Below are 21039 nucleotides of genomic sequence, written 5' to 3'. Positions count from 1 at the left end.
TGGCCCGCATCGGCTTTCACCACCGCGTCATCGCGACTAGCGTTGTGTTGGCACTGTGGTGCGTGGCGGTGGCGGGTTTGAAGCAGGAGGTCTGATCGGCGGTGACAGAGTTTGTGCGTCGAGTTGCCCAACCCGCGCGGGGTCGTGGCCATGGCTGAGTCCGGCGAGTCCCCCAGGTTGTCCGACGAGCTTGGGCCGGTCGACTATTTGATGCATCGGGGCGAGGCAAATCCGCGGACTCGTTCGGGGATCATGGCGCTGGAACTGCTGGACGGCACGCCGGACTGGGATCGCTTCCGGACCCGATTCGAAAACGCCTCGCGACGGGTGTTGCGGCTGCGGCAGAAGGTGGTGGTGCCGACCTTGCCGACCGCGGCCCCGCGCTGGGTGGTGGATCCGGACTTCAATCTGGACTTCCATGTGCGTCGGGTGCGTGTGTCCGGACCCGCCACGTTGCGCGAAGTGCTCGATCTCGCCGAGGTGATTCTGCAGTCGCCGCTGGACATATCGCGCCCGCTGTGGACGGCCACCCTGGTGGAGGGTATGGCTGACGGCAGAGCGGCGATGCTGCTGCACGTCAGCCATGCGGTCACCGACGGTGTCGGCGGCGTGGAGATGTTCGCGCAGATCTATGACCTCGAGCGCGATCCACCACCTAGGTCGACGCCGCCGCAACCCATTCCGGAGGATCTGTCCCCCAATGACCTGATGCGCCGGGGCATCAACCACCTGCCAATTGCTGTCGTCGGCGGTGTCCTGGACGCGCTGTCCGGGGCGGTATCGATGGCCGGGCGGGCTGTTCTGGAACCGGTGTCCACCGTGTCGGGGATCTTGGGCTACGCCAGGTCGGGCATCCGGGTGCTGAACCGAGCTGCTGAACCCTCACCCCTACTGCGCCGGCGCAGCCTGACCACCCGTACCGAGGCCATCGACATCCGGCTCGCCGACCTGCACAAGGCCGCAAAGGCCGGCGGCGGGTCGATCAACGACGCCTACCTTGCGGGTCTGTGTGGCGCGCTGCGCCGCTACCACGAGGCCCTGGGCGTGCCGATCAGCACGCTGCCGATGGCGGTGCCGGTCAACCTGCGGGCCGAGGGCGATGCGGCCGGCGGCAACCAGTTCACCGGTGTCAACCTGGCGGCGCCGGTGGGCACTATCGATCCGGTGGCTCGGATGAAGAAGATCCGGGCGCAGATGACCCAGCGTCGCGACGAGCCCGCGATGAACATCATCGGTTCCATTGCACCGGTGCTGAGTGTCTTGCCGACGGCCGTGCTGGAGGGGATCACCGGTTCGGTGATCGGTTCCGATGTGCAAGCCAGCAATGTTCCGGTCTACCCAGGGGATACCTACCTTGCCGGCGCGAAGATACTGCGGCAGTACGGTATTGGACCGTTGCCCGGTGTGGCGATGATGGTAGTGCTAATTTCCCGGGGCGGGTGGTGCACCGTCACGGTGCGCTACGACAGGGCGTCGGTGCGAAACGACGAGTTGTTCGCTCAATGCCTGCAGGCGGGTTTCGACGAAATCCTTGCGCTGGCCGGTGGTCCGGCACCGCGTGTGCTGCCGGCGTCGTTCGATACTCAAGGAGCCGGTTCAGTGCCTCGATCGGTGTCGGGCTCATGAGCGCCGCTGACGAGCAGGGGGAAGAGCGGGCGACGCGGAAGTCGGCGCCGGATTTGCGCCTACCCGGTTCGGTAGCCGAGATTCTGGCCAGTCCTGCCGGCCCGAAGGTCGGTGCGTTTTTCGACCTGGACGGCACGCTGGTCGCCGGCTTCACGGCCGTCATCCTCACCCAGGAGAGGCTGCGGCGCCGCGATATGGGCGTGGGCGAGCTGCTCGGTATGGTTCAGGCCGGCCTGAATCACACGCTCGGGCGAATCGAGTTCGAAGACCTTATCGGAAAGGCCGCCGCGGCGCTGGCCGGGCGGCTCTTGACCGACCTGGAAGAAATCGGCGAGCGGCTATTCGCCCAGCGGATCGAGTCCCGGATCTACCCGGAAATGCGGGAACTGGTCCGGGCTCACGTGGCCCGCGGCCACACCGTGGTCCTCAGCTCGTCGGCGCTGACCATCCAAGTTGGCCCAGTCGCACGTTTTCTGGGGATCAACAACATGCTCACCAACAAGTTCGAGACCAACGAGGACGGGATACTCACCGGGGGTGTGCTGAAGCCAATTTTGTGGTGTCCGGGCAAAGCCACTGCGGTGCAACGCTTTGCGGCCGAGCACGACATCGATCTCAAAGACAGTTACTTCTATGCCGACGGTGACGAGGACGTCGCCCTGATGTATCTGGTGGGCAATCCGCGACCGACCAATCCGGAAGGAAAGATGGCCGCGGTCGCCAAGCGACGGGGCTGGCCGATCTTGAAGTTCAACAGTCGCGGCGGTGTGGGCATCCGGCGGCAGTTGCGGACACTTGCCGGTCTGAGCACCATCGTCCCGGTCGCGGCCGGCGCGGTAGGGATCGGTGTGCTGACCGGTAGCCGGCGCCGCGGCGTGAATTTCTTTACCTCCACCTTCTCTCAGCTGCTGCTGGCGACCAGCGGCGTGCACCTGAATGTGATCGGAAAAGAGAATCTGACCGCCCAGCGGCCCGCCGTCTTTATCTTCAACCACCGCAACCAGGTTGACCCGGTCATTGCCGGTGCGCTGGTGCGCGACAACTGGGTTGGGGTGGGCAAGAAGGAACTGGCGAGCGACCCGATCATGGGCACGCTGGGGAAGTTGCTGGACGGTGTGTTCATCGACCGTGATGATCCGGTCGCCGCGGTGGAGACACTGCACACGGTTGAGGAGCGCGCCCGCAATGGACTATCGATCGTGATCGCTCCCGAAGGTACCCGGTTGGATACCACCGAAGTCGGGTCATTCAAGAAGGGGCCCTTCCGTATCGCCATGGCCGCGAAGATCCCGATCGTGCCGATCGTGATCCGCAATGCGGAGATCGTCGCCTCGCGCAACTCCACCACGATCAATCCGGGCACGGTCGACGTCGCGGTGTTTCCGCCGATTCCGGTCGATGACTGGACCCTGGACGCCCTGCCGGATCGTATCGCCGAGGTGCGCCAGCTGTATCTGGACACGCTGGCGGACTGGCCGGTCGATGGGTTGCCCGCGGTCGATCTGTACGCCGAGCAGAAGGCCGCCAGAAAAGCCAGGGCTCAGGTCGCCAAGGCCACCGCGAAAAGGGTGCCGGCTAAGAAGGCTCCCGCCAAAAGCGCCGCCAATAAAGGCGCGGCCGCGACGAAGGCGGCTACAAAGAAGGCATCGCCGAAGGCCAAACCCAGCGAATCTAAGATCGCTGGCAAGGATGGTGAGGCCTCCGCATCGCCAAGCTCTAGCGCCAAAGGACGGTCGTGACCAAACCGGCGGCCGATGCCAGCGCGGTGCTTACTGCCGAGGACACACTGGTGCTGGCTTCCACGGCGACGCCGGTCGAGATGGAGCTGATCATGGGCTGGCTGGGCCAGCAGCGTGCACGCCATCCGGACTCGAAGTTCGACATATTGAAGCTGCCACCGCGCAACGCTCCGCCGGCGGCGCTGACGGCACTGGTCGAGCAGCTCGAGCCCGGCTTCGCATCCAGCCCGCAATCTGGCGAGGACCGTTCTATCGTGCCGGTTCGGGTGATCTGGCTGCCTCCCGCCGATCGCAGCCGGGCGGGCAAGGTGGCCGCACTGCTCCCGGGTCGGGATCCCTACCATCCCAGCCAGCGTCAGCAGCGTCGCATCCTGCGTACCGATCCCAGGCGCGCGCGGGTGGTGGCCGGCGAGTCGGCCAAGGTGTCCGAACTGCGCCAGCAGTGGCGCGATACCACGGTGGCAGAGCACAAGCGCGATTTCGCCCAGTTCGTCAGCCGCCGAGCGCTGTTGGCGCTGGCGCGCGCCGAATATCGGATCCTTGGACCGCAATACAAATCTCCCCGGCTGGTGAAGCCGGAGATGTTGGCGTCCGCACGATTTCGTGCCGGCCTGGACCGGATTCCGGGCGCCACGGTCGAAGATGCCGGGAAGATGCTCGACGAACTCTCCACCGGATGGAGCCAGGTGTCGGTAGACCTGGTTTCCGTCCTCGGCAGGCTGGCTAGCCGCGGCTTCGATCCGGAATTCGACTACGACGAGTATCAGGTCGCGGCGATGCGCGCCGCACTGGAGGCTCATCCGGCGGTCCTGCTGTTCTCGCACCGGTCCTACATCGACGGCGTGGTGGTACCGGTGGCCATGCAGGACAACCGGTTACCGCCGGTGCACATGTTCGGCGGCATCAACCTGTCGTTCGGTCTCATGGGACCCCTCATGCGGCGCTCGGGGATGATCTTCATCCGGCGCAATATCGGCAACGACCCACTGTATAAGTACGTGCTCAAGGAGTACGTGGGCTACGTGGTCGAGAAGCGGTTCAACCTGAGCTGGTCCATCGAAGGCACCCGGTCGCGCACCGGAAAGATGTTGCCGCCCAAGCTCGGTTTGATGAGCTACGTGGCCGATGCTTACCTGGACGGCCGCAGTGACGACATCCTGCTGCAGGGGGTTTCGATTTGCTTCGATCAGCTGCACGAGATCACCGAATACGCCGCCTACGCGCGTGGCGCGGAGAAGACGCCCGAAGGTTTGCGCTGGCTCTACAACTTCATCAAGGCGCAGGGGGAACGCAACTTCGGCAAGATCTACGTTCGCTTCCCCGAAGCGGTCTCGATGCGCCAGTACCTCGGCGCACCGCACGGCGAGCTGACCCAGGATCCGGCCGCGAAACGGCTTGCGTTGCAGAAGATGTCGTTCGAGGTGGCCTGGAGGATTTTGCAGGCGACGCCGGTGACCGCGACGGGTTTGGTGTCCGCACTGCTGCTCACCACCCGCGGCACCGCGTTGACGCTCGACCAGCTGCACCACACGTTGCAGGACTCACTGGACTATCTGGAACGCAAACAATCGCCGGTTTCGACAAGCGCATTGCGACTGCGCTCGCGCGAAGGCGTCCGTGCGGCGGCGGACGCGTTGTCCAACGGCCACCCGGTCACTCGGGTCGACAGTGGCCGGGAGCCGGTATGGTACATAGCGCCTGACGACGAGCACGCCGCGGCGTTCTACCGGAACTCGGTGATCCATGCGTTTTTGGAGACCTCGATCGTCGAGCTCGCGCTGGCCCATGCCAAGCACGCCGAAGGTGACCGCGTCGCCGCGTTCTGGGCCCAGGCGATGCGGTTGCGGGATCTGCTGAAGTTCGACTTCTATTTCGCGGATTCCACGGCGTTTCGGGCCAACATCGCCCAAGAGATGGCCTGGCACCAAGACTGGGAGGATCATCTTGGCGTCGGGGGCAATGAGATCGACGCGATGCTGTATGCCAAACGGCCGCTGATGTCGGACGCGATGTTGCGGGTCTTCTTCGAAGCCTATGAGATCGTTGCCGACGTGTTGCGCGATGCTCCGCCTGACATCGGTCCTGAGGAGTTGACGGAGCTGGCGCTCGGCCTCGGCCGTCAGTTTGTGGCACAGGGCCGGGTCCGCAGCAGCGAACCGGTATCGACGCTGCTGTTCGCCACTGCACGCCAGGTCGCCGTCGATCAGGAGCTGATAGCGCCGGCGGCCGACCTCGCCGAACGTAGGGTCGCCTTCCGGCGGGAGTTACGAAACATTCTGCGGGATTTCGACTATGTCGAGCAGATCGCGCGCAACCAGTTCGTCGCCTGCGAGTTCAAAGCGCGTCAAGGACGCGACCGAATCTAAGAACGTGTTGGGGGCGTGGCGTTGCGTAGACGCCATGAGCCAGACGGCTGGCCATTTTCCCAGCGCTCAGAAAAACCGAATGCGGTGCGCCATGCCGTCAGATGCAGCGCCGTGAGCGCCGCCGCGAGCACGGCGAACGGCACCCCAGTGAACTGGGTCAGTGGGCGCGTGACGCGCGCAATGGGCGTACACCGCCAGACTCGTGGCGGCGTCGCGAGTGTCCATGCCGACTCGCTGCGGGGTGCGGTTCTTGTCCACGGGCAGCTGAGGAACTCGATCCCCATCAGCGCCAACGTCCCCGCCAGCGGCGCTAACACGAAGTCGTCTATAGCTCACTAGCTGTCGTGAAGCCCTGCTCGCCCTGGGTGCCGGGCGACTTGTCCGCCGCGATCGGCTAGACGCCGAGGTGCGTTGGCGCCGCATCCGGCGCCGGCAGTGGAGCCTGCGGGCCCGACCAACCTATTTCCGGAGTGGGAGGCGCGGGCGCTTGCAATTGGCAGCCCGTAGCGAAAACCACGTACAACCCAGTAACTATCGCGCCGAGCAGCCAGGTTAGCAGCGTCCGTGGGTTCCTTGTCTTCATTGTCGTCGCCCCTTCGATGGCAGGTTGTCGTGGCCCGTACGTCGCCATGGTTCGAAGAATCACGGTCATTGGGATGTTATCGCCGTCACCCTGCCCCATTGGACCGTTTTGTGAATACTGAGCGAGGTTTCGGTCTGGTTCCCAGGTTTGCAGGCCAAGCGGCCAATTAATTGGTTAATCCACAGTTACCGCTTCATTCACAGGATTGCGCGCGGCGACGGTCTCATCCCGGCAAATGTCGGTGTGGCCGAGGTGAATAGCACTCGGCATATGCGTGGGCAGTTCGCGGAATCACCCGGTGCCAACGCAACTGTGCCAACGCAACTAGGAAAGGAATGAGCAAATGTTCGAAACGCCACTGTGAACCGCCCCGGCATGTCCGGAGACTCCAGTTCTTGGAAAGGATGGGGTCATGTCAGGTGGTTCATCGAGGAGGTACCCGCCGGAGCTGCGTGAGCGGGCGGTGCGGATGGTCGCAGAGATCCGCGGTCAGCACGATTCGGAGTGGGCAGCGATCAGTGAGGTCGCCCGTCTACTTGGTGTTGGCTGCGCGGAGACGGTGCGTAAGTGGGTGCGCCAGGCGCAGGTCGATGCCGGCGCACGGCCCGGGACCACGACCGAAGAATCCGCTGAGCTGAAGCGCTTGCGGCGGGACAACGCCGAATTGCGAAGGGCGAACGCGATTTTAAAGACCGCGTCGGCTTTCTTCGCGGCCGAGCTCGACCGGCCAGCACGCTAATTACCCGGTTCATCGCCGATCATCAGGGCCACCGCGAGGGCCCCGATGGTTTGCGGTGGGGTGTCGAGTCGATCTGCACACAGCTGACCGAGCTGGGTGTGCCGATCGCCCCATCGACCTACTACGACCACATCAACCGGGAGCCCAGCCGCCGCGAGCTGCGCGATGGCGAACTCAAGGAGCACATCAGCCGCGTCCACGCCGCCAACTACGGTGTTTACGGTGCCCGCAAAGTGTGGCTAACCCTGAACCGTGAGGGCATCGAGGTGGCCAGATGCACCGTCGAACGGCTGATGACCAAACTCGGCCTGTCCGGGACCACCCGCGGCAAAGCCCGCAGGACCACGATCGCTGATCCGGCCACAGCCCGTCCCGCCGATCTCGTCCAGCGCCGCTTCGGACCACCAGCACCTAACCGGCTGTGGGTAGCAGACCTCACCTATGTGTCGACCTGGGCAGGGTTCGCCTACGTGGCCTTTGTCACCGACGCCTACGCTCGCAGGATCCTGGGCTGGCGGGTCGCTTCCACGATGGCCACCTCCATGGTCCTCGACGCGATCGAGCAAGCCATCTGGACCCGCCAACAAGAAGGCGTACTCGACCTGAAAGACGTTATCCACCATACGGATAGGGGATCTCAGTACACATCGATCCGGTTCAGCGAGCGGCTCGCCGAGGCAGGCATCCAACCGTCGGTCGGAGCGGTCGGAAGCTCCTATGACAATGCACTAGCCGAGACGATCAACGGCCTATACAAGACCGAGCTGATCAAACCCGGCAAGCCCTGGCGGTCCATCGAGGATGTCGAGTTGGCCACCGCGCGCTGGGTCGACTGGTTCAACCATCGCCGCCTCTACCAGTACTGCGGCGACGTCCCGCCGGTCGAACTCGAGGCTGCCTACTACGCTCAACGCCAGAGACCAGCCGCCGGCTGAGGTCTCAGATCAGAGAGTCTCCGGACTCACCGGGGCGGTTCACTGACCGTGGTCGGTCACATCGTCAACGATTTGCAGCGCCGCAAAGTCGGTGATCAAGAGGTCGTCAAGTTCCGGGTGGCCAGCAATTCGCGCCGGCGCACCAGCGACGGCGGTTGGGAGCCCGGCAACTCGCTGTTTATCACCGTCAATTGCTGGGGAAGGCTGGTCACCGGGGTGGGCGCAGCATTGGGCAAGGGCGCACCGGTGATTGTGGTGGGACACGTGTACACCAGTGAATATGAGGACCGGGACGGCATTCGTCGCTCGTCGCTGGAGATGCGGGCGACGTCGGTAGGGCCGGATTTGTCGCGCGTGATCGTGCGCATCGAAAAGCCGGCCTACACCGGTCCAAGCGCCGGTGATCTCCCGGCCGCCACGGGGACCGGGGCGGCCGGTGCCGCCGACGCCCCAGCGTCGGCAGCCGACTCGGTTTCCGATGTCGTGGTCGACGACGCCATCACTGGCCACAACCCCCTGCCCATATCGGCTTAGGGGTCGCCTCGATGCTGCCCCGGCGGTGCCTAGGATGGTTCGCGAGGTAACCCGAAGGACCAGAAAGGCAACACCGCGGCATGGCTGAGTTCATCTACACGATGAAGAAGGTCCGCAAGGCGCACGGCGATAAGGTGATCCTCGACGACGTGACGTTGAGTTTCTATCCGGGCGCCAAGATCGGTGTCGTCGGCCCCAACGGGGCCGGTAAGTCGAGCGTCTTGCGGATCATGGCCGGTTTGGACAAGCCGAACAACGGCGATGCCTTCCTGGCCACCGGCGCCACCGTGGGCATCCTGCAACAGGAACCGCCGCTGAACGAGGACAAGACCGTTCGCGGCAATGTGGAAGAGGGCATGGGGGACATCAAGATCAAGCTCGACCGCTTCAACGAGGTCGCCGAATTGATGGCCACCGACTACACCGACGAGCTGATGGAAGAGATGGGTCGGCTGCAAGAGGAACTGGACCACGCCGACGCGTGGGACCTCGACGCGCAGCTCGAGCAGGCCATGGATGCGCTGCGCTGTCCGCCGGCCGACGAGCCGGTAACCAACCTATCCGGTGGCGAGCGTCGCCGGGTGGCGCTGTGCAAACTGCTGTTGTCCAAACCCGACCTGTTGTTGCTCGACGAGCCGACCAACCACCTAGACGCGGAAAGTGTGCAGTGGCTCGAACAGCATCTGGCCAGCTACCCCGGTGCGATCCTGGCGGTCACCCACGACCGTTACTTCCTGGACAACGTCGCGGAATGGATCCTGGAGCTCGATCGTGGCCGCGCCTACCCCTATGAGGGCAACTACTCGACCTATCTGGAGAAAAAAGCCGAGCGGCTCGCGGTGCAAGGCCGCAAGGACGCGAAGCTGCAAAAGCGGTTGACCGAGGAGTTGGCTTGGGTCCGGTCCGGGGCCAAGGCGCGCCAGGCCAAAAGCAAGGCGCGCCTGCAGCGCTACGAGGAGATGGCAGCCGAGGCGGAGAAGACCCGCAAGCTCGACTTCGAGGAGATTCAGATCCCGGTCGGGCCCCGCCTAGGCAACGTGGTGGTTGAGGTCGACCACCTCGATAAGGGCTACGACGGGCGCGCCCTGATCAAGGACCTGTCGTTCAGCTTGCCCCGCAATGGCATCGTCGGCGTCATTGGGCCCAACGGGGTAGGCAAGACCACACTGTTCAAAACCATCGTCGGGCTCGAGACACCGGACAGCGGCAGCGTCAAGGTCGGCGAGACCGTCAAGCTGAGTTACGTGGACCAGGCCCGTGCTGGCATCGATCCGCGGAAGACCGTCTGGGAGGTTGTCTCGGACGGTCTGGACTATATCCAGGTCGGTCAAACCGAAGTGCCGTCACGGGCCTACGTGTCGGCATTCGGGTTTAAGGGACCGGACCAGCAAAAACCGGCCGGTGTGCTATCCGGCGGGGAGCGCAACAGGCTCAACCTTGCGTTGACGCTCAAACAGGGCGGCAACCTGATTCTGCTCGACGAACCGACGAACGACCTGGATGTCGAGACTCTGGGTTCGCTGGAGAATGCTCTGCTGAACTTCCCCGGCTGCGCCGTGGTGATTTCGCACGATCGCTGGTTTCTTGACCGCACGTGCACGCACATCCTGGCGTGGGAGGGTGACGACGACAACGAGGCGAAGTGGTTCTGGTTCGAGGGCAACTTCGGCGCCTACGAGGAGAACAAGGTGGAACGGCTCGGTGTCGACGCCGCTCGACCGCATAGGGTCACCCACCGCAAGCTGACGCGCGGCTAATGTTAGCTTCGCCCACGCCCCGTGACGATGCGTCCGGAACGCCGCACCCAGGAGCGGGAAAATTGAATCGAGCGGTACCCGTCGTGAGTTGGGAGCAATCGGCATGACGATCGATCCCGGGGCTAAGCAGGATGTTGAGGCGTGGACCACGTTCACCGCGAGTGCGGACATTCCTGACTGGATCTCGAAGGCCTACATCGACAGCTATCGAGGACCGCGCGACGACTCGTCGGAAGCCACCAAGGCCGCCGAGGCCAGTTGGCTTCCAGCCTCCCTGCTGACGCCCGCCATGCTGGGCGCACATTATCGGCTTGGCCGGCACCGCGCGGCCGGTGAAAGCTGTGTCGCCGTCTATCGGGCGGACGATCCCGCGGGGTTCGGTCCGGCGCTGCAGGTGGTCGCCGAGCACGGCGGCATGCTGATGGATTCCGTTACGGTGCTGCTGCACCGGCTTGGAATCGCCTACGCGGCGATTCTGACCCCGGTGTTCGACGTGCACCGCAGCCCCACGGGAGAGCTGCTGCGCATCGAACCGAAGGCCGAGGGCACGTCGCCGCACCTGGGTGAGGCCTGGATGCACGTAGCGCTCTCGCCCGCCGTTGATCACAAAGGCCTCGCCGAGGTGGAGCGGTTGCTGCCCAAGGTGCTGGCCGACGTCCAGCGGGTGGCCACCGACGCCACAGCGCTGATCGCCACCCTGAGCGAGCTGGCGGGAGAAGTCGAATCCAATGCCGGCGGCCGATTTTCCGCGCCCGACCGACAAGACGTCGGGGAACTGTTGCGTTGGCTGGGTGACGGGAACTTCCTGCTGCTGGGCTACCAACGGTGCCGGGTGGCTGACGGGATGGTCTACGGCGAGGGGTCAAGCGGTATGGGCGTCCTGCGGGGCCGCACCGGTTCGCGTCCCCGGCTGACCGACGACGACAAACTGCTGGTGTTGGCCCAAGCGCGGGTCGGCAGCTACCTGCGTTACGGCGCCTATCCCTATGCCATCGCGGTCCGCGAATACGTCGACGGCAGCGTGGTCGAGCACCGCTTCGTCGGGCTCTTCAGCGTCGCGGCCATGAATGCGGACGTGCTGGAGATCCCGACGATCTCGCGCCGGGTCCGCGAGGCGCTGGCGATGGCCGAAAGCGATCCCAGCCACCCAGGCCAATTGCTGCTCGACGTCATCCAGACCGTCCCGCGACCGGAGCTGTTCACCCTGAGCGCGCAGCGCCTGCTGACCATGGCCAGGGCCGTGGTGGACTTGGGATCGCAACGGCAGGCGTTGTTGTTCCTGCGCGCGGATCGGTTGCAGTACTTCGTGTCGTGCCTGGTCTACATGCCCCGAGATCGCTACACCACCGCCGTGCGCATGCAATTCGAGGACATCCTTGTCCGCGAGTTCGGGGGAACACGACTGGAGTTCACCGCTCGGGTCAGTGAATCACCTTGGGCACTCATGCATTTCATGGTGCGGCTACCCGAAGTGGGTGTGGCAGGAGAAGGGGCGGCCGCCCCGCCGGTGGACGTTTCCGAAGCCAACCGGATCCGGATCCAGGGTCTGCTGACCGAAGCCGCGCGAACCTGGGCCGACCGTTTGATCGGCGCGGCGGCGGCGGCTGGCTCCGTCGGACAGGCCGACGCTATGCATTACGCTGCCGCCTTCTCCGAGGCCTACAAACAGGCCGTCACCCCGGCCGATGCCATTGGCGACATTGCGGTCATCACGGAGCTGACCGACGATTCGGTCAAGCTGGTGTTTTCCGAACGCGACGAGCAGGGTGTCGCCCAGTTGACCTGGTTCCTCGGTGGGCGCACCGCTTCGCTGAGCCAGCTGCTGCCGATGCTGCAAAGCATGGGAGTCGTGGTGCTCGAAGAGCGACCGTTCTCCGTCACCCGGCCGGACGGTCTGCCGGTCTGGATCTATCAGTTCAAGATCTCGCCGCATCCCACGATCCCGTTGGCCCCGACGGTTGCCGAGCGGGCCGCGACCGCGCACCGATTCGCCGAGGCGGTGACCGCGATCTGGCACGGCCGGGTCGAAATCGACCGATTCAACGAGCTGGTGATGCGTGCCGGGCTGACTTGGCAGCAGGTCGTGCTGCTCCGTGCCTACGCGAAGTACCTGCGCCAGGCGGGCTTCCCGTACAGCCAGTCCTACATTGAATCGGTGCTCAACGAGCACCCTGCTACCGTTCGGTCTTTGGTCGATCTGTTCGAAGCGCTTTTCGTTCCGGTGCCGTCGGGGTCGGCGAGCAATCGCGATGCCCAAGCGGCCGCTGCCGCTGTCGCCGCGGACATCGACGCGCTGGTGAGCCTGGACACCGACCGGATCCTGCGCGCCTTCGCGTCGTTGGTTCAGGCCACGTTGCGCACCAATTACTTTGTGACACGCCAGGGTTCGGCCCGCTGCCGTGATGTATTGGCGCTGAAACTCAATGCCCAGTTGATCGACGAACTTCCGCTGCCGCGTCCCCGGTACGAGATTTTTGTGTATTCGCCCCGCGTCGAAGGCGTGCATCTGAGGTTCGGCCCAGTTGCGCGTGGCGGGTTGCGCTGGTCGGACCGCCGTGACGATTTCCGAACCGAGATTCTCGGATTGGTCAAGGCGCAAGCGGTGAAGAACGCCGTCATCGTGCCGGTCGGGGCCAAGGGCGGGTTCGTGGTCAAGCGTCCCCCGCTGCCCACCGGCGACCCCGCCGCCGACCGCGACGCCACCCGCGCCGAAGGGGTCGCCTGCTATCAGCTGTTCATCTCCGGGTTGCTCGATGTCACCGACAACGTCGATCATGCGACCGCAAGCGTCAACCCCCCGCCCGAGGTGGTGCGACGTGACGGCGACGACGCCTACTTGGTAGTGGCCGCCGACAAAGGTACTGCCACCTTTTCCGATATCGCCAACGATGTCGCCAAGTCCTATGGGTTCTGGCTGGGCGACGCGTTCGCCTCGGGCGGATCGGTGGGCTACGACCACAAGGCCATGGGCATCACCGCCCGGGGGGCCTGGGAGGCCGTAAAACGGCATTTCCGAGAGATCGGGATCGACACCCAGACCCAGGATTTCACCGTCGTGGGAATCGGCGACATGAGCGGCGACGTATTCGGCAACGGCATGTTGCTGAGCAAGCACATCCGGCTGATCGCCGCCTTCGACCACCGCCACATCTTCCTCGACCCCAACCCCGATGCCGCGGTGTCGTGGGCCGAACGCCGGCGGATGTTCGAGTTGCCCCGGTCCAGCTGGAGCGACTATGACAGGTCTCTGATCAGCGAGGGCGGCGGGGTGTACAGCCGCGAACAGAAAGCCATCCCGCTCAGCGCGCAGGTCCGCGCCGTCCTCGGCATCGACGGCTCAGTTGACGGGGGGGCCGCCGAGATGGCCCCGCCCAACCTTATTCGGGCGATTCTGCGGGCGCCGGTGGACCTGCTGTTCAACGGCGGCATCGGCACTTACATCAAGGCCGAGTCAGAGTCGGATGCTGATGTCGGCGATCGCGCCAACGATCCGGTGCGAGTCAACGCGAATCAAGTGCGCGCCAAGGTCATTGGCGAAGGTGGCAATCTCGGAGTGACGGCGTTGGGCCGTGTCGAATTCGATCTGTCCGGCGGCCGGATCAACACCGACGCGCTGGACAACTCCGCCGGCGTGGACTGCTCGGACCACGAGGTCAACATCAAGATCCTGATCGACTCGCTGGTGAGCGCCGGCACGGTCAAAGCCGACGAACGCACACAGCTGCTCGAGTCAATGACCGACGAGGTAGCGCAACTGGTGCTCGCCGACAACGAAGATCAGAACGACTTGATGGGCACCAGTCGCGCCAACGCGGCCAGCCTGCTGCCGGTGCACGCAATGCAGATCAAGTATTTGGTGGCTGAGCGCGGGGTCAACCGCGAATTGGAAGCGCTGCCGTCGGAGAAGGAGATTGCCCGGCGCTCCGAGGCCGGCATCGGGCTCACCTCGCCCGAACTCGCCACGCTGATGGCGCACGTCAAGCTGGGGCTCAAAGAGGAGGTGCTAGCCACCGAACTACCGGATCAGGATGTCTTCGCTTCCAGGTTGCCTCGTTATTTCCCGACGGCGCTGCGCGAACGGTTCACCCCGGAGATCCGTTCCCACCAGCTGCGCCGCGAGATCGTCACCACCATGCTGATCAACGATCTGGTGGATACCGCCGGCATCACCTATGCGTTCCGGATCGCCGAAGACGTTGGTGTCACGCCGATCGATGCCGTGCGCACCTATGTCGCCACCGATGCCATCTTCGGTGTCGGTCACATTTGGCGCCGGATCCGTGCGGCGAACCTGCCAATCGCGCTGTCAGACAGGTTGACGCTGGACACCCGTCGGCTGATCGACCGTGCCGGACGCTGGCTGCTCAACTACCGTCCGCAGCCCTTGGCCGTCGGCGCCGAGATCAACCGATTCGCGGCCATGGTCAAGGCACTGACACCGCGCATGTCGGAGTGGTTGCGTGGTGATGACAAGGCCATCGTCGAAAAGACAGCTGCGGAATTCGCATCGCAGGGTGTGCCTGAAGACTTGGCCTACCGTGTCTCGACCGGCCTGTACCGGTACAGCCTGCTCGACATCATCGACATCGCCGACATCGCCGACATCGACGCCGCCGAGGTCGCTGACACCTATTTCGCCCTGATGGACCGGCTGGGCACCGATGGCCTGCTGACCGCGGTATCCCAGCTGCCCCGACACGACCGCTGGCATTCGTTGGCGCGCTTGGCGATTCGCGACGATATTTACGGTGCGCTACGGTCGTTGTGTTTCGACGTGCTGGCCGTGGGGGAACCCGGCGAGAGTAGCGAGCAAAAGATCGCCGAGTGGGAACACCTCAGCGCCTCCCGGGTGGCGCGGGCACGTCGGACACTCGACGACATCCGTGCCAGCGGCCAGAAGGATCTGGCGACGTTGTCGGTCGCCGCGCGGCAGATCCGCCGCATGACACGGACAAGCGGGCGAGGAATCTCGGGGTGAGCGTCGGGTTCGTCACGCCGGTGGGGGTGCGCTGGTCTGACATCGACATGTATCAGCACGTCAACCACGCCACCATGGTCACGATTCTCGAAGAGGCACGGGTCCCGTTTCTTAAGGATGCTTTCGGAGCCGACATCACGTCCACCGGGCTGCTGATCGCCGATGTCCGGGTGACCTACAAGGGTCAACTGCGGTTGTCCGACTCGCCGCTACAGGTGACGATCTGGACCAAGCGGCTGCGGGCGGTCGACTTCACGCTCGGGTACGAGGTGCGGTCGGTCAACGCGGAGCCAGACTCGAGGCCTGCGGTCATCGCCGAGTCGCAGCTGGCCGCGTTCCATATCGAGGAACAGCGGTTGGTTCGACTATCGCCACACCATCGCGAGTACCTGCAACGGTGGTTTCGGGGATAGGCGGGGTGGTTGAGCGTGGGTTGTGGCTCCCTGACCCGGCTCACCGCGCGGATCTGGCCACGTTCGTGGATCACGCGCTTCGGCTCGACGATGCCGCCGTTATCCGTATTCGCGCGCGGTCTACCGGATTGCTATCGGCTTGGGTAGCAACGGGCTTCGACGTGCTGGCCAGTCGGGTGGTGGCCGGCAAGGTGCGACCCGACGATCTGTCGGTGGCCGCACGGTCACTCGCGCACGGTCTGGCCACAACGGATGCCTCGGGCTATGTCGATCCCGGTTACTCGATGGACTCCGCGTGGCGGGGTGGGTTGCCGCCGGAGTCCGGCTTCACCTATCTCGACGACGTACCGGCCCGGGTGATGTTGGACCTGGCGCACCGTGGCGCGCGGCTGGCCAAGGAGCACGGGAGTTCGGCTGGTCCGCCGGTATCGCTGCTCGATCAGGAGGTCATCCAGGTCAGCTCGGCCGATGTCGTCGTTGGGCTACCCATGCGCTGTGTGTTCGCTTTGACCGCAATGGGTTTCCTTCCCCAGTCCGCAGAAACGATCAGCGCCGACGAGCTGATCCGGGTCCGGATATCGCCGGCGTGGTTGCGTCTGGACGCCCGCTTCGGCTCGGTTTATCGGCATCGCGGCCACGCGGCGCTGGTGCTGCGCTGATGGGCGAGGATGGTTCATTTCCGGATCGCCGTCACACGCATAGCGGATCCACGGCTCTGGTGTCCCTTTCCAGCGCCAGCCGCAGGGGAGTTACCACGGAATCGGGAGCTCCAGCGAGATAGTTCACTGCAAGCTCTTGTAGAGCGTTGGCGAGCGAGCGGACGGCATCGCGCAACTCGGCAGGAGTCGCTGGCTCGGCGGTGAGACGCCTCAGCAGGTAGTCGCCGCCGCTATACAGCGCCAGGCGGGCGTTGGCTGCCACCGCCAAATCGCCGGTCGGGTCTCCGGGTACCGGGTTGGCCTGATTGGTATTCAGCACGGCCGCCTGGCGCACGATCCGGTGTGCGGCGCAGACGTTTTCTTTCGCGTCGGAAATCTGTTGGCTGGTGAACGTCGGCGCGGATGGGGCCGGTGATGGCTTGTCGTGCGGTTGCCGATGAAACCATCCGACGATGCCCACGCCTAATGAGACGACCGCAAGGGCTAGGGCCGCCACTAGAGACCACCGCCCGGGCGATCGAGGAGTCGTCGAGGGCGCTGGCCGCGACGATCCGTCCCAACCTGGTGGCGGGACACCCCAGGGGGGCCGCTGCTCGGGATAGGGCTCGGCGAACGGAGTATCCGACATCGGCCGATGGTATCGCTGACTGGCGGTCGCGGTGGTGCGCCAGCCGACCACACCGCTAGCGGCAGCGCTCGGCCAGGGCATGAGCAGTTCGCTGGCTACGCTGCTCGAGGTGGGTGCCACGGTTACCCGGTGCGAGGTAAGGCCTGGCCAGTTCGCGGGTAAAGGCACGGGTCTCGTCTAGCTGGGCGAGCTGGATGAGCCGCATCAATCGATGTTGGTGCTAGCTTTGCGGCCTGTCCGGCGAGTGCGTCGAGGTGGTGATTGGGTTCGGTGGCGGTAAGAATCGCGGCGTCGCTCGCGTTCGAGGCACGCAACACCACTGCGGCGCGCCGGCTGGGTATGCGGATTTGGCTGACCTCGCTATCGACGAAGGTGATGACTTCCCCGGGTAGCCGCACGGCGATCCGCATCATCATACCTAGACGGTGCCCGCCTAGGATGCGTATGCGCTTATATGTCGGGCAGGCATAGCTCGGAATGCCGCTACACCAGCCAGGCCGCGGCATTGGGTGGCAACGTGGCGTCGGTCAACGGTGCGCTGGCCAGGATGGGTTCACCTGCCGGCAGCGCCAGCGGACGCTCAGCGGCGTTGAGCGCGCACACCAAACCCCCGCCGTGACGCCGGAATATCAGCGCATCGTCGGGCGCGGCCAGCCAGTCGACGTCGCCGTCGAATTCATTTCGTTCCCTACGTAATCTGAGTGCAAGTCGAAAAAACGACAAGGTCGAGCCGGCATCAGCGCGTTGTTTTTCGGCGGTCAGCGCCGCCCATTCCGGCGGCATCGGCAACCAGGTGTCTGGACACGTCGAGAACCCGAACGGGGGAATGTTGCCCGACCAGGGAATCGGCACCCGGCAGCCATCGCGACCGCGTTCGGTGCGTCCCGAGCGTTCCCACGTCGGATCCTGCAGCACCTCGTCGGGCAGGTCCACGTCGGGCAAACCCAGTTCCTGGCCGTTGTAGAGGAAGACCACGCCCGGCAGGGCGAGCATCACCACCGCCATCGCCTTGGCCCGGCGCAGCCCGATCTCGCCGCCGCCGTAGCGGCTAACCTCCCGTCCCACATCGTGATTGGCCAGCGTCCAGGTTGGGGTCGCGTTCTGCAGCGCCGCGGCGGCCAGGGAGTTCGCCACCGCGTCGCGGATCTCGGCGGCGTCGAACTCGGTTCGCGCCAGCCGGAAATTGAAGCCGAGATGCAGTTCGTCGGGCCGCAGATACTCCGCCCAGCGGGCGTTGTCGTGTACCCACACCTCGCCGACGGTTACCGCTCCGGGGTACTCGTCGATCACCGTGCGGATGTCGCGGTGAATCGCGTGCACATTCGGGTGGTTGAAGCGCGGGTCGTCATCGCGGTGGTGCAGCACCTCGATGCCCAGGTCCGGTGAGTCCGGCAGGCCCGGGGGCTTGGCCATGCCGTGCGCCACGTCGATGCGGAAGCCATCCACGCCGCGGTCCAGCCAGAAGCGCAGTGTTTTCTCGAAGTCGTCAAGGATTTCCGGGTTGTCCCAGTTCAGGTCCGGCTGTTCGGTGTCGAAAAGGTGCAGGTACCACTGGCCCGGGTTGCCGTCCGGTTCGCGCACTCGGGTCCAGGCCGGCCCGCCGAACACCGACTCCCAGTTGTTCGGCGGCAGCGACCCGTCGGGGCCCCGCCCGTCGCGAAAGAAATAGCGATCCCGCGCCGGGCTACCCGGGAGGTCAGCCAGCGCGGCCTGAAACCATGGGTGCGCCGAACTGGTGTGGTTGGGCACCACGTCCATGGTGACTTTGATGCCCTGCCGGTGTGCCGCAGCGACCAACCGTTCGAACGCCGGCATCCCGCCGAAGAGTGGGTCGATGTCGCGGGGATCGGCGACGTCGTATCCGTGGTCTGCCATCGGCGAGACGGTGACCGGGTTGATCCAGATCGCGTCGACACCGAGCTGTTGCAGGTGGTCAAGCCGGCTCGCCAACCCGTCCAGGTCGCCCACCCCGTCGCCGTTGCTGTCGGCGAACGATCGGGGATAGACCTGGTAGAACACGGCTCGCGACCACCACGGCTCGCCCATCGGATCTGGCTCCGGTCGACGAGCGCTGGCGCGAGGAGAGCCGGGGCCCATTGGATCCGGTCGCTGGTGTTGGTCCATCAAAACGGGGAGTTGACCAGCGAGTGAGCGGCCATCTCCAGATAATCCAGCAACTCTCGACGGTGCTCGTCATCGAGCGTTTCTGAGTCGATGGAGGCCACAGCCGTATGCATGCACCGCAGCCAGGCGTCGCGTTCGATGAGCGAGATCCGAAACGGGGCATGCCGCATCCGCAATCGGGGGTGGCCGCGCTGCTCCGAGTAGGTTCGTGGGCCGCCCCAGTACTGCTCGAGGAACATCCGCAATCGTTCCTCGGCGCCGGCTAAGTCATCTTCGGGGTACACCCGCCGCAGTACTTCGTCCTCGGCGACCTGCGCATAGAAACGCGACACGATCGCGTCGAAGGTTTTGGCGCCGCCGACCGCGTCGTAGAAAGACTTCGGCATCTGATCCATCCCCTCCATTGTGGTCTATTTGTCGTGGCCGACCAGCCAGCCCCCGGTTTGTTCACCGGAGCGACACGGTGTGGACGTGGCATTTGGCGTGCGATTAGCCGCGAATCATGGTGGACTGTTCGGCGGAGGACCTATGGCGCACGGCAAGAAGCGCCGCGGCCACCGCAGTTCCGGTGTCGCGGCAGGCGTAACCGGGCCCGCTTCATGCCTGCACAGTGTCCACTCCCACCGACTCGCGTCAGGCGTCGAGACCCATCCACCGAACCGTCACGAGAGCGCATCGATCTGGAACCGCCGGCGGGTGCTGCTCCTGAACTCCACCTACGAGCCGCTTACCGCGTTGTCGATGCGGCGGGCGATTGTCATGGTGATCTGTGGCAAGGCCGACGTGGTGCACGAAGACCCGTCCGGGCCGGTCATCCACTCGGCGACCAGATCGATCCTGGTCCCGTCGGTGATCCAGTTGCGCTCCTATGTCCGGGTTCCCTACCGTGCCCGGGTTCCGATGACCCGGGCCGCGCTCATGCATCGGGACCGGTTCTGTTGTGCCTACTGCGGCGGCAAGGCCGACACCGTCGACCACGTGGTACCCCGCAGCCGGGGCGGTGCCCACTCCTGGGAGAACTGCGTTGCGTGCTGCTCGCCGTGTAACCACCGCAAGGGTGACAGGCTGTTGACCGAGCTTGGCTGGGCACTCCGCCGGGCGCCGCTGCCGCCCACGGGACCGCACTGGCGACTGCTGTCGGCGGTCAAGGAGCTGGACCCGTCCTGGGCGCGATACCTCGGTGAGGGTGCGGCCTGAAAACCCGGTGGGATACGGTTTGCGTCGTGAGTGCTATGGAGATCCACCTCTTCTTTGTCGGTATCCCGTTGTTGCTGGTGGTTGTGCTGTCTGTGCTGATCTGGTCGCGCAAGGGACCTCACCCGGCAACCTACAAACTGTCGGAGCCTTGGACACACCCGCCCATCCTGTGGGCCGCCACCGACGAGGTCGTTGGCAGCGCGCACGGCGGACACGGGCATGACGCATCGGAGTTCACGGTTGGAGGTGGGGCCAGTGGCACGTGGTGACGTTGCGACGATTGAGCACGCCGAGCTGCCGCCGGGTTGGGTGCTGACCACCAGCGGACGGATCTCGGGGGTCACCGAGCCCGGGGAACTGTCCGTGCACTACCCGTTCCCCATCGCAGATCTCGTCGCCCTGGACGACGCGCTGACCTACAGCTCGCGGGCGTGTCAGGTGAGGTTCGCCATCTACCTCGGCGACTTGGGTCGTGACACCGCCGCGCGGGCCCGCGAGATCTTGGGCAAGGTGCCCACGCCGGACAATGCTGTGCTGCTCGCGGTCTCGCCCAACCAGTGCGCCATCGAAGTGGTCTACGGCTCGCAAGTCCGCGGCCGCGGTGCCGAGTCGGCGGCTCCGCTCGGGGTTGCCGCCGCTTCCTCAGCGTTCGAGCAGGGTGAGCTGGTAGATGGGCTGATCAGCGCGATCCGCGTGCTCAGCGCGGGGATCGCGCCGGGCTGACCCGGCGAGCACGCCCGAATGTACGCCCGATGCGGCGT

At 65.0% G+C, this 21039-nt stretch carries 16 protein-coding genes and 4 other annotated features; of the genes, 12 read left to right on the top strand and 4 right to left on the bottom strand.

Translation table 11 applies throughout. From position 1 onward, the window contains the following. Positions 1-150 precede the first annotated feature (150 nt). The 9 genes from Rv2484c to Rv2474c all read left to right on the top strand — a co-directional run bounded on the left by Rv2484c (position 151) and on the right by Rv2474c (position 16329). Positions 151-1626, top strand: a complete 1476-nt coding sequence (locus tag Rv2484c) for a diacyglycerol O-acyltransferase (RefSeq protein NP_217000.1) — start codon at positions 151-153, stop codon at positions 1624-1626. After that, positions 1623-3365 carry a bifunctional L-3-phosphoserine phosphatase/1-acyl-sn-glycerol-3-phosphate acyltransferase gene (gene plsC, locus Rv2483c; RefSeq protein NP_216999.1) on the top strand — a complete coding sequence of 581 codons (1743 nt, stop codon included), beginning with the start codon at positions 1623-1625 and terminating at the stop codon, positions 3363-3365. Before Rv2484c ends, plsC begins: the two co-directional genes overlap by 4 nt. Then, positions 3362-5731 carry a glycerol-3-phosphate acyltransferase gene (plsB2, locus tag Rv2482c; protein NP_216998.1) on the top strand — a complete coding sequence of 790 codons (2370 nt, stop codon included), beginning with the start codon at positions 3362-3364 and terminating at the stop codon, positions 5729-5731. The genes plsC and plsB2 overlap by 4 nt, the downstream gene beginning before the upstream one ends. Positions 5732-5746: 15 nt before the next feature. Beyond that, entirely contained in the window at positions 5747-6070 is a 324-nt protein-coding gene (locus tag Rv2481c; protein NP_216997.1) for a hypothetical protein, read from the top strand. Between the two features lie 604 nt (positions 6071-6674). Then, positions 6675-6703, top strand: a repeat region (29 bp Inverted repeat at the right end of IS6110,GTGAACCGCCCCGGCATGTCCGGAGACTC). Next, positions 6675-8031 (top strand) — a mobile genetic element (IS6110-9, len: 1357 nt. Insertion sequence IS6110.). It overlaps the preceding feature by 29 nt. Next, positions 7053-7988 (top strand) — a sequence feature (similar to insertion sequence element IS986/IS6110 transposase; Probable transposase for IS6110. Identical to many other M. tuberculosis IS6110 transposase subunits. The transposase described here may be made by a frame shifting mechanism during translation, the sequence UUUUAAAG maybe responsible for such a frameshifting event (see McAdam et al., 1990).). (Overlaps the previous feature by 936 nt.) Next, positions 8003-8031 (bottom strand) — a repeat region (29 bp Inverted repeat at the left end of IS6110,GTGAACCGCCCCGGTGAGTCCGGAGACTC). Positions 8032-8036: 5 nt before the next feature. Further along, the gene (locus Rv2478c) at positions 8037-8522 is read left to right on the top strand and encodes a hypothetical protein (protein ID NP_216994.1); all 486 of its coding nucleotides are present in this window, start codon (positions 8037-8039) and stop codon (positions 8520-8522) included. 80 nt (positions 8523-8602) lie between these two features. Beyond that, positions 8603-10279 carry a macrolide ABC transporter ATP-binding protein gene (locus Rv2477c; RefSeq protein NP_216993.1) on the top strand — a complete coding sequence of 559 codons (1677 nt, stop codon included), beginning with the start codon at positions 8603-8605 and terminating at the stop codon, positions 10277-10279. A gap of 103 nt (positions 10280-10382) precedes the next feature. Then, a complete protein-coding gene (gene gdh, locus Rv2476c) occupies positions 10383-15257 on the top strand; it encodes an NAD-dependent glutamate dehydrogenase (RefSeq protein NP_216992.1) in 4875 nt (1624 codons plus the stop codon). Then, the gene (locus Rv2475c) at positions 15254-15670 is read left to right on the top strand and encodes a hypothetical protein (protein ID NP_216991.1); all 417 of its coding nucleotides are present in this window, start codon (positions 15254-15256) and stop codon (positions 15668-15670) included. Before gdh ends, Rv2475c begins: the two co-directional genes overlap by 4 nt. Positions 15671-15675: 5 nt before the next feature. After that, on the top strand, positions 15676-16329 hold the full coding sequence (locus Rv2474c; RefSeq protein NP_216990.1) for a hypothetical protein: 654 nt from the start codon (positions 15676-15678) through the stop codon (positions 16327-16329). A gap of 31 nt (positions 16330-16360) precedes the next feature. On the opposite strand, the gene Rv2473 is transcribed toward Rv2474c, so the two are convergent. The 4 genes from Rv2473 to glbO all read right to left on the bottom strand — a co-directional run bounded on the left by Rv2473 (position 16361) and on the right by glbO (position 19467). Continuing rightward, a complete protein-coding gene (locus Rv2473) occupies positions 16361-17077 on the bottom strand; it encodes a hypothetical protein (RefSeq protein ID NP_216989.1) in 717 nt (238 codons plus the stop codon). A 2-nt stretch (positions 17078-17079) separates the two neighbouring features. Beyond that, positions 17080-17373: a hypothetical protein gene (locus Rv2472; RefSeq protein NP_216988.1), complete on the bottom strand. Its 294-nt coding sequence runs from the start codon at positions 17371-17373 to the stop codon at positions 17080-17082. A 67-nt stretch (positions 17374-17440) separates the two neighbouring features. Continuing rightward, positions 17441-19081, bottom strand: coding sequence for an alpha-glucosidase AglA (gene aglA / locus Rv2471; RefSeq protein NP_216987.1), 1641 nt, complete (start codon positions 19079-19081; stop codon positions 17441-17443). Next, the gene (gene glbO, locus Rv2470; protein ID NP_216986.1) at positions 19081-19467 is read right to left on the bottom strand and encodes a hemoglobin GlbO; all 387 of its coding nucleotides are present in this window, start codon (positions 19465-19467) and stop codon (positions 19081-19083) included. Before glbO ends, aglA begins: the two co-directional genes overlap by 1 nt. A gap of 142 nt (positions 19468-19609) precedes the next feature. On the opposite strand from glbO, the gene Rv2469c reads away from it, so the two are divergent. Genes Rv2469c through Rv2468c form a run of 3 tightly spaced genes read left to right on the top strand, consistent with a single transcriptional unit; the run spans position 19610 to position 21001 of the window. Further along, positions 19610-20278 carry a hypothetical protein gene (locus Rv2469c; RefSeq protein NP_216985.1) on the top strand — a complete coding sequence of 223 codons (669 nt, stop codon included), beginning with the start codon at positions 19610-19612 and terminating at the stop codon, positions 20276-20278. A gap of 35 nt (positions 20279-20313) precedes the next feature. Next, positions 20314-20547, top strand: a complete 234-nt coding sequence (locus Rv2468A) for a hypothetical protein (RefSeq protein ID YP_007411168.1) — start codon at positions 20314-20316, stop codon at positions 20545-20547. After that, the gene (locus Rv2468c; RefSeq protein NP_216984.1) at positions 20498-21001 is read left to right on the top strand and encodes a hypothetical protein; all 504 of its coding nucleotides are present in this window, start codon (positions 20498-20500) and stop codon (positions 20999-21001) included. The genes Rv2468A and Rv2468c overlap by 50 nt, the downstream gene beginning before the upstream one ends. The last annotated feature ends 38 nt before the right edge of the window (positions 21002-21039 follow it).

Source organism: Mycobacterium tuberculosis H37Rv (genome assembly GCF_000195955.2).
GTDB lineage: Bacteria > Actinomycetota > Actinomycetes > Mycobacteriales > Mycobacteriaceae > Mycobacterium > Mycobacterium tuberculosis.
The sequence above is the reverse complement of the archived record's forward strand: the minus strand, read 5'-3'. Positions and strand labels throughout refer to the sequence as shown.